At 66.9% G+C, this 14,242-nt stretch carries 15 protein-coding genes; 7 read left to right on the top strand and 8 right to left on the bottom strand.

Going from position 1 to position 14,242, the window contains the following annotated elements:
* Position 1: 1 nt before the first annotated feature.
* Entirely contained in the window at positions 2-571 is a 570-nt protein-coding gene (locus GU920_RS13845; RefSeq protein WP_161767675.1) for a hypothetical protein, read from the bottom strand.
* A gap of 177 nt (positions 572-748) precedes the next feature.
* On the opposite strand from GU920_RS13845, the gene lipA reads away from it, so the two are divergent.
* Positions 749-1,699 (top strand): lipoyl synthase, encoded by a 951-nt coding sequence (gene lipA / locus GU920_RS13840; protein ID WP_235933300.1) that lies wholly within the window; start codon positions 749-751, stop codon positions 1,697-1,699.
* A 95-nt stretch (positions 1,700-1,794) separates the two neighbouring features.
* Here the strand turns inward: lipA and GU920_RS13835 are convergent, their stop codons facing one another.
* From GU920_RS13835 to hpt, 4 genes are all read right to left on the bottom strand, one after another.
* Positions 1,795-2,676 carry a hypothetical protein gene (locus GU920_RS13835; RefSeq protein WP_161767673.1) on the bottom strand — a complete coding sequence of 294 codons (882 nt, stop codon included), beginning with the start codon at positions 2,674-2,676 and terminating at the stop codon, positions 1,795-1,797.
* 98 nt (positions 2,677-2,774) lie between these two features.
* Positions 2,775-3,659, bottom strand: coding sequence for a cytochrome c (locus GU920_RS13830; RefSeq protein WP_161767672.1), 885 nt, complete (start codon positions 3,657-3,659; stop codon positions 2,775-2,777).
* Between the two features lie 123 nt (positions 3,660-3,782).
* Positions 3,783-3,950: a hypothetical protein gene (locus GU920_RS19355; RefSeq protein WP_201744144.1), complete on the bottom strand. Its 168-nt coding sequence runs from the start codon at positions 3,948-3,950 to the stop codon at positions 3,783-3,785.
* A gap of 7 nt (positions 3,951-3,957) precedes the next feature.
* Positions 3,958-4,497, bottom strand: a complete 540-nt coding sequence (gene hpt / locus GU920_RS13825; RefSeq protein ID WP_161767671.1) for a hypoxanthine phosphoribosyltransferase — start codon at positions 4,495-4,497, stop codon at positions 3,958-3,960.
* A gap of 96 nt (positions 4,498-4,593) precedes the next feature.
* Between hpt and GU920_RS13820 the strand changes: the two genes are divergently transcribed.
* Complete coding sequence (locus GU920_RS13820; protein ID WP_161767670.1) at positions 4,594-5,046, top strand: type II toxin-antitoxin system RatA family toxin; 453 nt, start codon at positions 4,594-4,596, stop codon at positions 5,044-5,046.
* An 87-nt stretch (positions 5,047-5,133) separates the two neighbouring features.
* A complete protein-coding gene (locus GU920_RS13815; RefSeq protein WP_161767669.1) occupies positions 5,134-5,997 on the top strand; it encodes an extracellular catalytic domain type 1 short-chain-length polyhydroxyalkanoate depolymerase in 864 nt (287 codons plus the stop codon).
* Between the two features lie 121 nt (positions 5,998-6,118).
* Here the strand turns inward: GU920_RS13815 and GU920_RS13810 are convergent, their stop codons facing one another.
* From GU920_RS13810 to GU920_RS13800, 3 genes are read right to left on the bottom strand one after another with little or no spacing between them, the layout of a single operon-like run.
* Positions 6,119-6,616, bottom strand: a complete 498-nt coding sequence (locus tag GU920_RS13810; RefSeq protein WP_161767668.1) for a CinA family protein — start codon at positions 6,614-6,616, stop codon at positions 6,119-6,121.
* Positions 6,617-6,620: 4 nt separating this feature from the next.
* On the bottom strand, positions 6,621-7,106 hold the full coding sequence (locus GU920_RS13805; RefSeq protein ID WP_161767667.1) for a phosphatidylglycerophosphatase A family protein: 486 nt from the start codon (positions 7,104-7,106) through the stop codon (positions 6,621-6,623).
* Complete coding sequence (locus tag GU920_RS13800) at positions 7,103-8,233, bottom strand: bifunctional 2-C-methyl-D-erythritol 4-phosphate cytidylyltransferase/2-C-methyl-D-erythritol 2,4-cyclodiphosphate synthase (protein ID WP_161767666.1); 1,131 nt, start codon at positions 8,231-8,233, stop codon at positions 7,103-7,105. Before GU920_RS13800 ends, GU920_RS13805 begins: the two co-directional genes overlap by 4 nt.
* Positions 8,234-8,425: 192 nt before the next feature.
* On the opposite strand from GU920_RS13800, the gene dusB reads away from it, so the two are divergent.
* From dusB to GU920_RS13780, 4 genes are all read left to right on the top strand, one after another.
* On the top strand, positions 8,426-9,409 hold the full coding sequence (gene dusB / locus GU920_RS13795) for a tRNA dihydrouridine synthase DusB (protein WP_161767665.1): 984 nt from the start codon (positions 8,426-8,428) through the stop codon (positions 9,407-9,409).
* Complete coding sequence (locus tag GU920_RS13790) at positions 9,406-10,509, top strand: two-component system sensor histidine kinase NtrB (RefSeq protein WP_161767664.1); 1,104 nt, start codon at positions 9,406-9,408, stop codon at positions 10,507-10,509. The genes dusB and GU920_RS13790 overlap by 4 nt, the downstream gene beginning before the upstream one ends.
* On the top strand, positions 10,509-11,873 hold the full coding sequence (locus GU920_RS13785) for a response regulator (protein WP_161767663.1): 1,365 nt from the start codon (positions 10,509-10,511) through the stop codon (positions 11,871-11,873). Before GU920_RS13790 ends, GU920_RS13785 begins: the two co-directional genes overlap by 1 nt.
* A 113-nt stretch (positions 11,874-11,986) precedes the next feature.
* Positions 11,987-14,239 carry a sensor histidine kinase NtrY-like gene (locus GU920_RS13780; RefSeq protein ID WP_394351569.1) on the top strand — a complete coding sequence of 751 codons (2,253 nt, stop codon included), beginning with the start codon at positions 11,987-11,989 and terminating at the stop codon, positions 14,237-14,239.
* Positions 14,240-14,242: the final 3 nt, after the last annotated feature.

Here is a 14,242-nt window from a genome sequence, read left to right as displayed (position 1 = left end):
CTCAGGCCGCGATCCCGCCCGCCACGATAAAGACGGCCAACCCCGCCAGCCAGACCGAGGCCGCCCGCCGCCACAGCGGCGGGAGCGGCGCCTCCCGCCTCGATCCCGGCACCCCGCAGCCGATCCCCGCCCAAAGCGCGGCCACCCCCGCGATGCACAGAACAAGCATCCCAAAAGCGGCAGGCGTCGCTCCTGCGGCGGGCAAGAGAACCAGCCCCATGATCAACCCCTTGGGGTTCAGCATCGTTGTCACCGCCAAACGCCGCGCCGAAACCGTGCCTTGCGCGCCATCCTGCGGGCGGCTGCGCCACATCGACCACGCCAGATACAGCACCCAGCCCCCCGCCAGCAGCGCCACCACCGGCCGCACCGCGCCTAACTGTGCCGCCATCCCCTGCGCAAGCAGGGCAAGGGGCGCGATCACCGCCAGATAGGCCGCCACCTCCACCGGTATCAGCCGAACCACACCGCGCCAGCCGCGCTCTGCTCCGGCCATCAGCATCAGCGTGTTCGTAGGCCCCGGCGTCAGCAACAGGATGGCCAGCGCAAGGCCAAGTTCCGCGATCGTCATCTCTGCCCCACCGCCAATTCTTCGGCCCCCATCCTGCCCACTCCCCGCCCGCATTCCATGATCTGCGTCAAAGAGATCAGCCTTGCACCCCCTGCAACCCCCCGCGTCACCACGCAGCGTTGCCTCAGCGCCCGCAACGGCTTATGTCTTTCCCACGCCCCGAGGGAGGATGACCCGTTGCGCGACCTTAAACTGCCCGATCAGCGCCACCCCGAAAAGGCGCACCGCCCCGATAACGCGCAGCCGAAAAAGCCGTCTTGGATTCGGGTCAAGGCCCCCACCTCCGAGGGGTACAAGAAAACCCGCGACATCCTGCGCGAAAAGAAACTCGTCACCGTCTGCGAAGAGGCAGGCTGCCCCAATGTCGGCGAATGCTGGAGCCAGGGCCATGCCACCATGATGATCATGGGCGAGATCTGCACCCGCGGCTGCACCTTCTGCAACGTGGCCACCGGCAAGCCGCAGGCGCTCGATGCGTTCGAGCCGGGCCGCGTCGCACATGCGGTGGAACAGCTCGGCCTCAAGCATGTGGTCATCACCTCGGTGGACCGCGACGATCTGGCCGATGGCGGGGCGGAACATTTCGCCCAGACGATCCGCGCTATCCGCCACCGCGCGCCCGACACGACGATTGAAATCCTCACCCCCGATTTCCTGAAATGCCCGCCCTCGGCGCTGGAAACCGTGGTCGCCGCGCGCCCCGACGTGTTCAACCACAACCTCGAAACCGTCCCCGGCCTCTATCCCGAGGTGCGGCCCGGCGCGCGCTATTTCCACTCGCTCCGCCTGCTGCAAAAGGTGAAAGAGATGGATCCTGGCATGTTCACCAAATCCGGCATCATGGTGGGCCTGGGCGAGGATCGGCAAGCCGTGCTGCAGGTGATGGATGACATGCGCGCCGCGGATGTGGATTTCCTGACGATCGGGCAGTATCTGCAACCCACGCCGAAACATCACCGCGTGTCCCATTTCGTCACGCCGGAAGAGTTCAAATCCTACGAGACGGCCGCCTATGGCAAAGGCTTCCTGATGGTGTCGGCCACGCCGCTCACCCGATCCAGCTATCACGCGGGCGACGATTTCGACCGCCTCCGCAGCGCGCGCAACGCCAAACTCGGCCGCGCCTGACGCAGGCCCGAAAGGAAACAGCCCACCTCTGACAGATCAGGGGCGGGCCTTTTATATTACAAAAGCAAAACAGCCGCTTGCACGGCGAGGCTTCCTCAGAACTTGAAGCCCACCGACGCATCCAGCACCATGCTGGTGTTGTTGCCATCCGCCGCGCCGAACTGCGCATAGGCCCCGTTCGAGAACCCGTATTCCGCCTCGACCCCCAGCGTATTGCCGCTGACCGTGCCATCCTCGGTGCGCAGATGCCCCCGCAGCGTCAGCGACGGGGTCACGGAATAGCCCAGGTAGGCCAGCGCCGAATCCGTGCTGCCCACGATCCGCTGGCTGGTCAGGTAAAGCCCCATGTCGAACTGGCCCGCCTGATGGTTCGCCCCCACGGTCACGCCCAGATTGCCATCCTCGCCTTCGACCGCGCCTTCGATCTGGGTGCCCGACGGCGCCTCATATTCGCCCGCGACCTGCCAGAAGGCGCCGCTCTGATGCGTCACCCCGTGCAGCGACGCGCCAAAGCGCAGCGCCCCGGATTCCGCTACCAGCCGCGCGCCATAGATCTGTTCGCCCAGCGCCTTGGCAAAGCCTGTCACCACCGATGTCGTGCGCTGGTCGATGCCCAGCTGCAGTTCGCGGATGCCCGCGAAATCGGGAATGTCGATCAACTGGTCCGCCACCGGCTGCGGCGCGCCCAGCGCCACCTCGCCGGGGCCGAAGCCGAAGGTCACCGCCAGATAGGGAACGGTATTGTCATCCCCGTTGTCGAGGTTCTGGTCGATATCCGCCCCCAGTTCGAACCCGATCGGCCCCTCATAGCGCAGGAACAACTCGCCCCCCGCCAGCGTGTTCGACGCGCCGTTCCGCCGCGTATGTTCGAATTCCAGATCACCTGTAAAGGAAAGGGCCTCCATCCCCTGCGCGATGGCGGGAAGGGGCGAAGCCAAAAGAAGCAGCGCCAGCGCGCCGCCCATGTGCCTGTTCATTTTATACACCATGCTGCTCGTTTTTTTTGAACAGCTACCATGGATGGGGATTCCCTGCAATCACAAGCGGATGATAACCACCCACCCCCGAGATGCGGTCACTCCACCGGCGCCACCCGCTTCAGATAGGCGGCAACCGCCTGCCGGTCGCTGTCGGGCAGCTTTGCCATATTGTCAACCACATGCACCATGCTGCCGCCCACGCTGTCGAACTCGGGCGTGAAGCCTGTGGTCAGATAGGTGACGATCTCGCCCGCCGACCATGTCAGCGTCGCGGGCGTGATGCCGGGGATATTCCCCTCGCCCGAAGGGTTCGGCGCGCCTGCCAGCCACCGCCCCGTATCCATCGCCCCCAGCGCGTTGCGCGGCGTGTGACATTCGCCGCAATGGGCCAGCGCCTCCACGATCTCGCGCCCCCGGCTCTCCTCGGGTGTCAGATCGCCCTGCAGCACCCAGTCCTCGCTCAGGTACAGCGCCTTCCACACGCCCACCGTGCGCCGGATCGAAAACGGAAAGGCCAGCTCATGCGGCAGGCTCGCCACATCCGACGGCGGCAGCGTCTGCATATAGGCGTGGATATCCGCCACATCCTGCGGCTGCATCTTGGCATAGCTCGTATAGGGCAGGGCAGGGTAGTAATGCGCCCCCTCCGGCGATACCCCGCGCATCAGCGCATTGCCCAGATCCGCCACGCTCCACCCCCCGATCCCCTGATCCGAGGGCGAGATATTGGGCGCCACGAAGGTGCCAAAGTCCGACGCGAACCGCTGCCCGCCCGCCAGCACCAGCGCCGACTCGCCTGCAGCCCCCGGCGCGGCATGGCAGGAGGCGCAACCCGCCGCCGTGAACACCGTCTCGCCCCGGACCGGATCGCCCGTCAGCCCCTCAAAGGTCGCGGCGGGCAGGGGGGCGGGCGCCGTGATCCACCAACCGGCAGCAGCACCCCCAAGGGCAAGAACGGCAAGGGCGGGCAATATGCGCATGAGCAGGACCTTTCAAAAAATATCGTCCAGCAGCCTAGCCCGGCCCGCGCCCCCGCATCCAGTGACGATATCGCGACCGCGCGGCACCCTGCCCAAAGCCGCGCGCGTCATCCCGCCCGGCCCTCAGGGCCGCAGCTTCTGCGGCGTCAGCCACTCTGGCCAGCCAAACAGCCATTCATAGCCAAAGATCACCAGACACAGCGCGATCACCCCCAGCACCAGCTTCACCCGCTGCGGCGAGGGCGGATTGCGCGCCCAGCGCGCCATGCGCAAAAGCCATGTCAGGTTCATCTCCCGCTCACCCCGTAAACCGCACCTTGCCGATATAGGGAAGGTTGCGGTTGCGCTGCGCGAAATCAATCCCGTAGCCCACGACAAACTCATCGGGGATCTCGAACCCCGTCCACGTCGCCTTGATGCCCACCTCGCGCCGCGACGGCTTGTCCAGCAGAGCACAGACCTCCAGCCGCGCAGGCTCGCGGCTCAGAAGCAGGTTCTTCACATGATGCAGGGTGAAACCCGTATCGACGATATCCTCCACCACCAGAACGTCGCGCCCCGCAATCTCGCCCCGCAGGTCCTTCAGGATGCGCACCTCGCGGCTGGAATGCATCGCATCGCCGTAAGAGGACGCCTCAAGAAAATCCACCTCCACCGGCAGGTCGATCTCGCGCACCAGATCGGCGATGAACACGAACGACCCCCGCAACAGCCCCACCACCACCAGCTTGTCGGTGCCCGCGTAATGCGCCGTGATCTCCGCCGCCAGCGCCTCCACCCGCGCGGCAATCGCCTTGGCGCTGATCATCTGGTCTATGACATATGGCCGCTCTGGCATCCTGCCCCCCTTGATTTCCCGCCCCGGTCTAACCATTACCAATCCCCAGGTCACGCCCAAGTCAGATGCAGTCGTCAGTCAAGGTCAGGCGCCCGGATGCCCACCCACCACGAAATCAAGCGCCTGCCCTACAGCGCCCAGCAGATGTATGATCTCGTGGCCGATGTGGGGTCTTACCCAAAGTTCCTGCCCTGGAACTCCGCCGCGCGCATCCGCACCCGCCGCCCCATCCCGGGGGGCGAGGTGATGGAGGCCGACCTCGTTATCAGCTTCAAGGTCTTTCGCGAACGCTTCGGCAGCCGCGTCACGCTGTGGCCCGAGGCGAAGAAGATCGACACCGAATATCTCGACGGCCCCTTCAAGCACATGAAATCCACATGGGCCTTCCGCGATGTGCCGGGCGGCTGCGAGGTGGAGTTCTTCGTCGATTTCGAATTCCGCAACGCCATCCTGCAAGGCATCATCGGCGTCGTGTTTAACGATGCGATGCAGCGCGTGGTCCGCGCCTTCGAACGCCGCGCCGCCGAATTGCACGGCCCGAAGGTCTGACGCGCCAGAACAGCGAAGGAATAGCGACGGAACCGCGCCGCCCCGGCGTATCACGGCCATTCACCTTTCTTTCACGGGGAATTGCCCATGATCCGCCGTCTCCTTGTCCTTCTCCTCTGCGCGCTGCCCCTCATCCCCTCCGCCGCCCCGGCGGAAACCGTCCGCTTGGGCGACCGGTCCTATCGGATCGACCTTCCCCCCCGCGCCACGGATGCCCCCGTCATCCTCGCCCTGCATGGTGGCGGCGGCAGCGCCGATCAATTCGCGCGCAGCAGCGGCCTCTCCACCCCCGCCAACCGGCAGGGCTATGCGGTGATCTACCCCGAAGGCACCGGCCGCGCCGGCACCTGGAACGGCGGCTATTGCTGCGGCTCGGCGGCGCGCAACCGCGTCGATGACTTGGCCTTCCTCGATGCGGTGATCGCGGATGCCACCGCGCGCTTCCGGCTGAACCCGCGGCGCGTCTACATCACCGGCATGTCGAACGGCGCCATCATGGCCGAAACCTACGCCGCTCTGCGCCCCGACCGCATCCGCGCCGTGGCGGGCGTGGCCGGCACCATGGACACGTCCCGCATAAAGCCCGCAGGACGCGTGCCCCTCCTGCATATCCACGGCACAGCCGACAGCATGGTTCCCTATGCGGGCGGGCAGGGCGACACCAGCCTCACCCGCACCAGCTTCGCCTCCGTCGCCTCGGTCGAGGCGGCCTTTCTCGCCCCGTTCCCCATGCTCGCCCGCACCGAACGGGTGATCGACCGCGTCGATGACGGCACCCGCGTCCTCGAACGCAACTACACCGATGGCCGGGGCCGCACCCAGATCCGCATCCAGACCATCGAAGGCGGCGGCCACGCCTGGCCCGGCAGCCGCCGCGCCGCGCGTCAGGGCAGCACCCGCGACATCACCGCCAATACGGAAGTCCTGCGCTTCTTCGCCGAACACCCCTGACGCAGAAGGGGTGACGCAAGGCCCCCCCAAAGAACCCTTACGAGGGCAGGGGCCTTCCGCGCGCCCGCAGCTTCATCTTGGCAAAAATACCCAAGGGCGGCCTGCCACCCCGCGCCATCCCTCAGGTCAGCGCGCCCGCCAGCAGCCCAAGCGCATGGTCCACTGCCGCCGCCCGCACCAGCGCGCGCCCGCGCGGCCCGAACTCCACCGTTGCCACCACCGTCTCGCGCCCGCGCATCGCCAGCCCGAAACAGACCCGCCCTTCCGGCTTGAACTCCGATCCTCCCGGCCCGGCAATCCCCGTGACCGAAACCGCCAGCACCGCCGCCGACTGGCGCAGCGCGCCTTCGGCCATCTCGCGCGCCACGGGTTCCGACACCGCGCCGTACGCGGCCAGCGTCGCCTCCTGCACGCCCAGCATCTCGACCTTCGCCGCGTTGGAATAGGTGACAAAGCCGCGCTCGAACACGTCCGACGATCCCGCCACCTCGGTCAGCGCGCCCGCGATCAGGCCCCCGGTGCAGCTTTCCGCCGTGGCGATGCGCACCCCCCAATAGCGGGCGGCCTGCAACAGGTCCGGAACCGATACCGCCGCCCGATCCGCCCCCCGCTCTGCCATCGCCTCACCCCATCAAAAGCCCATGCGCCACGCCTGCTGCAATCACCACGCCAATCCCGGCAAACACCCCCGCGATCAGATCATCCAGCATCACCCCCGCCGCATCCCCGCGCCGGTCGGCCCAGCCTACAGGGCCGGGCTTCCAGATGTCGAACAGCCGGAACAGCAGGAAGGCCGCCACCCAGCCCGGATAGGGCATCCAGCCGTCAAAATCCCGCATCCAGAAGGCAAAGGACGGAAACATGAGCGCCACCCATTGCCCCGCCACCTCGTCGATCACCACTTCCGACGGATCCTCGCCCGGCCCGCAGACGCCCGCGCAGGCCCAAAAGCCCAAGGCTGTGACAACCAGCGTCGCCACCAGCAATCCCGGAAAGCCCAGAAAGCGGTCGATCACCACGCCCGCGGCCACCGCCACCGCCGAACCCCAGGTTCCCGGTGCAGGCCGCAGCAGCCCCACGCCCGCAACCGTCGCCACCGCGCGCATCATGCCCGCACCAGACAGGCCGTCGCCAGCGCGGCGATGCCTTCCTCGCGCCCGGTAAAGCCCAGCCGCTCCGACGTGGTGGCCTTCACGCTCACCCGGTCCACCTCCACCCCCATGATCTCCGCCAGCGCCGCCCGCATCGCGCCCGCATGTGGCCCGATCTTGGGCCGCTCGCAGACCAGCGTCACATCGCAATTGCCTAGCGCATAGCCCTGCGCGCGCATCAGCCCGGCCGCATGGCGCAAAAAGATATGGCTCGCCGCGCCCTTCCATTGCGGATCCGAAGGCGGGAAATGCCGCCCGATATCGCCCTCGGCCAGCGCGCCGTAGATCGCATCGGTCAGCGCGTGCATCCCCACATCGGCATCCGAATGGCCCAGCAGCGCGCGCCCGTGCGCCACCCGCACGCCACAGAGCCAGACATGATCGCCCTCCGTGAAGGCATGCACGTCATACCCGTTGCCCAACCGCACATCCATCCCACGCCCCTTCAGGATCGCCTCCGCCCGGGCGAAATCGCCCGGATAGGTCAGCTTCAGATTGGCCTCATCCCCCTCGACGATGGCCACGTCAAGGCCTGCCGCCCGCGCCACCTCCACGTCATCCGCCGCAGGCCCCGCATGGGCGCGATGCGCAGCAAGGATGGCATCAAAGCGAAACCCCTGCGGCGTCTGCGCCCGCCACAGCCCCGCCCGGTCCCGCGTGCCTGCCACCAGCCCCGCCGCGCCCTGCCACAGCGCATCGCTCACCGGCAGGGCAGGGGCCGCGCCCGCATGGCGCTCCAGCGCCGCCAGCACCCGCTGCGTCACCGCGGCCGGCACAAGCGGGCGCGCCCCATCATGGATCAGCACCCGCGTCACGCCCGTTCCCTCCAGCGCCTCCAGCACCGCCCGGACCGAGGCATCCCGCGTCGCCCCCCCCTCGACCAGCAGCGCATCCCCCGCCAACGCCGCCGCCCGGTCGCGGTCATCTGGATGGATCGCCACCACAACGCGGTCCACCTGCCCGCGAAAGGCCGCCAGCGTATGCGCCAGCACAGGCCGCCCGGCCAGCATTTGCCACTGTTTCGGAACATCGCCACCCGCGCGGCTGCCCCGTCCTGCGGCGACGATCACGGCGGCCGTGGTCATGGCTCAAGCGACTCCCTTGCCCTTTCACCCTTCCTAGGCCACACCGCCGCGCCTGACAATCTGGCAGCGCCATAAGCAAACATGCACAAAAATTGTGCAACGCCAGTTTTTCAGACAGAATGACCCCGCCCACCCTTGGCAACGCATCCGCAGCGCCGCAAACACCAACTTGACTGCACAAGGAACAGGCAATTGGCCCTCTGCCTCGGATCACAGACGATCCATCCGCCCGTGCTCCTCGCGCCGCTCGCGGGGATCACCGATCTGCCCTATCGCCGCCTCGTGGCGCGCTTCGGCGCGGGCCTTGTCGTCTCGGAAATGGTTGCCAGCCAAGAGGTCGTCCAGGCCCAGCCCGAAGCGCGGGCGCGGGCCGAGCTTGGCCTCGGCGATCAGGCCACCTCCGTGCAGCTTGCCGGGCGCGATCCTTACTGGATGGCCGAAGCCGCCCGCCTGATGGAGGCGAACGGCGCCCGCATCATCGACATCAACATGGGTTGTCCCTCCAAACGGGTGACGACCGGGCTTTGCGGCTCGGCGCTCCTGCGCGATCTCGACCTCGCGCTCGACCTGATCGAGGCGGTGGTGAAGGCCGTATCCCTGCCTGTCACGCTGAAAACCCGCCTCGGCTGGGATGACACGCTGCTCAACGCGCCCGACCTTGCCCGCCGGGCCGAAGGGGCAGGGGTGCAGATGATCACCATCCATGGCCGCACCCGCTGCCAGTTCTACAAGGGGGCCGCCGACTGGGCCGCCATCGCCCGGGTCAAACAGGCCGTCTCCATCCCCGTGATCGCCAATGGCGACATCACCGATGCCGCCACGGCGGCCACGGCCCTGCGCCTATCGGGCGCCGATGGCGTCATGGTCGGGCGCGGCGCGCAAGGCGCGCCCTGGCGGCTCGCGCAGATTTCCCACGCGCTTTACGGCACGCCCGCCCCGGCGGTCCCGCAGGGCGCGGCCTTTGCCGATATGGTCGCCGAACATTACGAGGCGATGCTGTCCTTCTACGGCCCGGCCCTGGGCCTGCGCTGCGCGCGCAAGCATCTGGGCTGGTATCTCGACACCGCACAGGCCGGGGCAGGGGCCCGCCACGCGATCCTCACCGCCGAAGACCCCGCCACCGTGCTGCGCCTGATCCGATCCGTCCTCTCTGACGCGGGGGCCATCGCTGCATGACGCCCTACCGCACGCCATACCCGGTGCCGGGCGTCGTCTGGGCCTCGCTGCCGCTGCCCGCGCTGCTGATCGGCCCCGACAACCGCGTGGCCGAGGTCAACCCTGCGGGCGAGATCTTCCTCAACGCCTCCTCGCGCAGCCTGATGGGCCAGCCCGCCTTCGACCGCCTCGCCATCGACGCCCCCATGGACGAGGCGCTCGCCCGCGCCCGCTTGAACCAGTCGCCCCTGTTTATCAACGATGTGGATGTGACCACCGGCGAACGCGCGCCCGTGCAGTGCAACATCCAGGTCGCGCCAATGCACGACAACCCCGAGGTGATCCTCCTCATCATCTCGCCCCGCGACATCGCCGACAGGCTCGGTCGTGCGATGCATGTGAAATCCGCCGCCAAATCCGCCATCGGCATGGCCGAGATGCTGGCCCATGAAATCAAGAACCCCCTCGCGGGCATCTCCGGCGCGGCGCAGCTCATCGGCATGTCGCTCCCGCCCGAAGATCGCGAACTGGCCGACCTGATCGTCGAGGAAACCCGCCGCATCGTGAAACTTCTCGAACAGGTGGAACAGTTCGGCAATATCCGCCCACCCGAACGCCGCCCCGTCAACATCCATGACGCGCTCGACCGCGCACGCAAATCCGCCATGGTGGGCTTTGCCGCCCATATGCAGATCACCGAGGATTACGATCCCTCGCTCCCCCCCACCTATGCCGATCCCGATCAGCTGATGCAGGTTTTCCTCAACCTCATCAAGAACGCGGCCGAGGCCTGCCAGAGGGCGGGTGAAGGCACGACGATCCGCCTGCGCACCTTCTATGATCTGTCCCTGCGCCTGCGCGGCAAGGATGGCCGCCCCGCCGCGCTGCCCCTTCAGATCGAAATCGTCGATGACGGCCCCGGCATCCCGCCCGAAATCGCCGCCGATATCTTCGAACCCTTCGTCTCGGGCCGCGAAAACGGCACCGGGTTGGGGCTCGCCCTCGTATCAAAGATCATTTCCGACCATGAAGGATGGATCAGCGTGGATTCGGTGCCCGGTCGCACCGTCTTCCGCGTCTCCCTCCCCATGGTGCCGAAGGACAAGAAGGAGAAAGCCTGATGGATGGCACCGTCCTCGTCGCCGATGACGACCGCACGATCCGCACCGTTCTGACACAGGCGCTGACCCGTGCCGGGTGCAAGGTCCACGCGACCTCCTCCCTCATGACGCTGATGCGCTGGGTCGAGGAAGGGAAGGGCGATCTCGTCATTTCCGATGTCATCATGCCCGATGGCAACGGTCTGGATGCGCTGCCCCGCATCACCAAGATGCGCCCCGGCCTGCCGGTCATCGTCATCTCGGCCCAGAACACCATCATGACCGCCATTCAGGCCGCCGAGGCCGAGGCCTTCGACTACCTCCCCAAACCCTTCGACCTGCCCGATCTGATGAAGCGCTCGGCCCGCGCGCTGGAACAGAAGCGCCGCGCCCCCGCCCGGGTCGTCGCCCCGCGCGAGGCGGGCGATGACCTGCCCCTCGTCGGCCGCACCACCGCCATGCAGGCGCTCTACCGCCTTGTGGCCCGCGTGATGAACACCGATCTCGCCGTCCTGATCACCGGCGAATCAGGCACCGGCAAAAGCCTGATCGCCAAAGCGATCCACGATTTCTCCGACCGCCGGTCGCAGCCTTTCGTGGTCGCGCAGGTGGCTGATCTGGCGGGGATGGACGGCCCCTCCGCGCTCATGTCCCGCGCCCGCGGCGGCAGCCTCGTCTTTGACGAGGTCGCCGATTACGACGATGACACGCAGGCCCGTATCGTGCGGATGCTGGATCTCGCGGGCGACAACGCCCCCCGCATCATGGCCACCTCGCAGACCGATCTCGCCGCGCGGATGGAAGCCGGGCAGTTGCGGCAGGATCTCTACTACCGCCTTTCGGGCGTCACCCTGCATGTGCCTGCGCTGCGCGAACGGGTGGATGACATCCCGCTTCTCGCCGAACATTTCCTGACGCGCGGCGAACGCGAACAGGGCGCGCTGCGGCGGCTGTCCAACGACGCGCGCGAACTCGTGCGCGCCTATTCCTGGCCGGGCAATGTGCGGCAACTCGAAAACACCCTGCGCCGCCTGATCGTCACCTCGTCTGAGGCCGAAATCACCAAGGCCGAGGTGGAGGCCGTGCTGGGCAGCCAACCCACGATGGAACCGCTCAAGGGCGGGGGCGAGGGCGAGAAACTCTCCGCCTCCGTCGCCCGCCACCTGAAACGCTACTTCGATCTGCACGGCGGCCAACTGCCCCCCGCCGGCGTCTATCAGCGCATCCTGCGCGAGGTAGAGATGCCGCTGATCGAAATCGCGCTGGACGCCACCGCCGGAAATCAGGCGAAATGTGCGGACCTTCTCGGCATCAACCGCAATACTTTGCGCAAGAAGATCACTGATCTCGATATCCGCGTGACTCGCCGCCGCAAGCTGATGTAAAACCGCAACATCAAGCGTGTTCCCCCTGCCTCAACACGGGCAGGGGCACAACATATGGGCGGCGGGGGAATCGGTCCCTCGCGTAACAGGGATCGGTCGGCTTGCATCGCAGCGTGGGCAACAACACCTGGGCGCGGCTGTCGCGCCTCCGCCGTCAGCGGCAGGTGCAGACGGCGATGACCTTCGGTCTGGTCTTCCTCGGCCCGCTGCTGGCCGTGGCCACCTTCCTTGCGCTCGGGCCGCTCAATCAGGGCGGCAACTCGCCCGCGCTGCGCCTCATCCTGCTGGCCGATCTCATCTACATCCTCGTCGTGGCCACCCTCGTGATGGCCCGCGTCGTGCGCATGGTGGCCGACCGGCGCAGCAAATCCGCAGGCTCCCGCCTGCACCTGCGCCTGACCTTCGTCTTTGCCGTCGTGGCGCTGATCCCCACCGTCCTCGTCGCCGTATTTGCCGTGGTCACGGTGAATTTCGGGCTCGAGGGCTGGTTCTCCGAACGCGTCCGCTCCGTCGTGGGCTCCTCCCTCTCGGCGGCCGAGGCCTATGAACAGGAACACCGGCAAGACCTCATCGCCGATGCCGAAACGCTGGCGCGCGAGTTGAACCTGTTCAAGCAGTCGATGTTCTTCCTCGAAGACAACCAGATGCGCCCCGTCCTCACACAGGCGCAGGCCACCATCCAGCGCGGCCTGAAAGAGGCCTATCTGATCGACGGCGCAGGCGCGTTGATGACGCGGGGCGAACGCAGCTACCTCTTCGATTTCGAACAGCCCACCGCCGATGAAATCCAGCGCGCCCGCGCAGGCGAAACCGTCCTGATCCAGGACTGGGCCAACAACGAATTCCGCGCGCTTGTGCATCTCGATGCCTTTGCCGATCGCTACCTCTACATCTCGCGCACGGTGGATGGCTCCATCCTGTCGCTGCTCGATGGCACGCGGGAAACCGTGGCGCTCTACCATCAGCTCGAATCCGAACGCGGGCGGCTTCTGTTCGAATTCGGCCTCCTCTACCTGGGCTTCGCGCTCATCCTGATCCTCGCCGCCGTCTGGCTGGGCCTGTGGTTCGCCGAACGCCTGTCGCGCCCCGTGGGACGCCTTGCCGAAGCCGCGGAAAGGGTGGGCGAAGGCAACCTCGACGTTCAGGTGCGCGAGGAAGAGGGCGATGACGAAATCGCCTCGCTCGGGCGCTCCTTCAACCGCATGACACGCCAGTTGAAAGGCCAGCGCGACGCGCTGGTCGAAAGCCACAACCAGACCGAACGCCGCCGCCGCCTGTTTGATTCCGTGCTCTCCAACGTCACCGCGGGCGTGATCGGTCTCGATTCCGATGGCCGGATCGACTTTTCCAACCGCGCGGCCGAACGCCTGCTCGACATGGGGGCGGGGATGTCCGCCGATGTGCCGCTCGCCATCGCCGTGCCGGAGTTTGGGCCGCTCTTCGACCGTCTCCTTGAAAGCGGCCTCACCGCCGCCCAGGATGAGGTGCGCCTCACCCGCAAGGGCAAGCTGGAAAGCCTGCTCGTCCGCCTTTCGGAACGCCGCAACGATGCAGGCGGACTTGAAGGTTACGTCGTGGCCTTCGACGATGTGACCGATCTCGTCTCCGCCCAGCGGATGGCAGCCTGGGGCGATGTAGCCCGCCGCATCGCGCATGAAATCAAGAACCCCCTCACGCCCATCGCGCTGTCGGCCGAACGCATCAAGCGCAAGTTCCGTCCGCAGGTCACTGAGCCCGAAGACCTTGACCAATACACTGATGTGATCGTCCGCCAAACCAACGACCTGCGCCGCATCGTGGACGAGTTCTCCAAGTTCGCCCGCATGCCCGAACCCGACCGCCGCGAGAATGACCTGACGGTGATCCTGCGCGATGCCCTCGTCCTGCAGGAAAGCGGCCAGCCCGGCGTCACCTTCCTGCGCGATCTGCCCAATGCCCCCCTCGTGATGGACCTTGACGCCACCATGATCAGTCAGGCGCTGACCAACCTGATCAAGAACGCGGGCGAAGCCATCGAAACCCTGCAGGAAAAGGGCGCCCCCCCGGGCCACAAGCCGGAAATCCGCGTCACCCTCACCGCCGAACCTGACGCCGCCATCATCCGCATCATGGACAACGGCACCGGCCTGCCGCCCGACCGCGCGCGCCTGTTCGAACCTTACGTCACCACCCGCGAAAAGGGCACCGGCCTCGGCCTGCCCATCGTCAAGAAGATCATCGAGGAACATGGCGGCACGCTCGCCCTTCTCGATGCACCCGTTTTCGAAGGCAACAGCCACCGGGGCGCCATGGCCGAAATCCGGCTACCGCGCGCCCCGCGCATCCGCAGCCGCAAACCCGCAGCACTCGCCGCCCAGGGGGGATAAGTC

The organism is Paragemmobacter ruber (assembly GCF_009908315.1).
In the GTDB taxonomy this organism is placed as follows: domain Bacteria; phylum Pseudomonadota; class Alphaproteobacteria; order Rhodobacterales; family Rhodobacteraceae; genus Paragemmobacter; species Paragemmobacter ruber.
Note: the sequence above shows the minus strand (reverse complement) of the source record. Positions and strands in the feature narration are given on the sequence as shown.

Coding starts and splice junctions, on each gene's coding strand:
- GU920_RS13790 (WP_161767664.1), top strand. CDS start 9,406: ATGACGCCCTACCGCACGCCATACCCGGTGCCGGGCGTCGTCTGGGCC.
- GU920_RS13845 (WP_161767675.1), bottom strand. CDS start 571: ATGACGATCGCGGAACTTGGCCTTGCGCTGGCCATCCTGTTGCTGACG.
- GU920_RS13800 (WP_161767666.1), bottom strand. CDS start 8,233: ATGACCACGGCCGCCGTGATCGTCGCCGCAGGACGGGGCAGCCGCGCG.
- GU920_RS13820 (WP_161767670.1), top strand. CDS start 4,594: ATGCCCACCCACCACGAAATCAAGCGCCTGCCCTACAGCGCCCAGCAG.
- GU920_RS13785 (WP_161767663.1), top strand. CDS start 10,509: ATGGATGGCACCGTCCTCGTCGCCGATGACGACCGCACGATCCGCACC.
- GU920_RS13835 (WP_161767673.1), bottom strand. CDS start 2,676: ATGAACAGGCACATGGGCGGCGCGCTGGCGCTGCTTCTTTTGGCTTCG.
- GU920_RS13815 (WP_161767669.1), top strand. CDS start 5,134: ATGATCCGCCGTCTCCTTGTCCTTCTCCTCTGCGCGCTGCCCCTCATC.
- GU920_RS13830 (WP_161767672.1), bottom strand. CDS start 3,659: ATGCGCATATTGCCCGCCCTTGCCGTTCTTGCCCTTGGGGGTGCTGCT.
- GU920_RS13805 (WP_161767667.1), bottom strand. CDS start 7,106: ATGATGCGCGCGGTGGCGACGGTTGCGGGCGTGGGGCTGCTGCGGCCT.
- GU920_RS13810 (WP_161767668.1), bottom strand. CDS start 6,616: ATGGCAGAGCGGGGGGCGGATCGGGCGGCGGTATCGGTTCCGGACCTG.
- GU920_RS19355 (WP_201744144.1), bottom strand. CDS start 3,950: ATGAACCTGACATGGCTTTTGCGCATGGCGCGCTGGGCGCGCAATCCG.
- hpt (WP_161767671.1), bottom strand. CDS start 4,497: ATGCCAGAGCGGCCATATGTCATAGACCAGATGATCAGCGCCAAGGCG.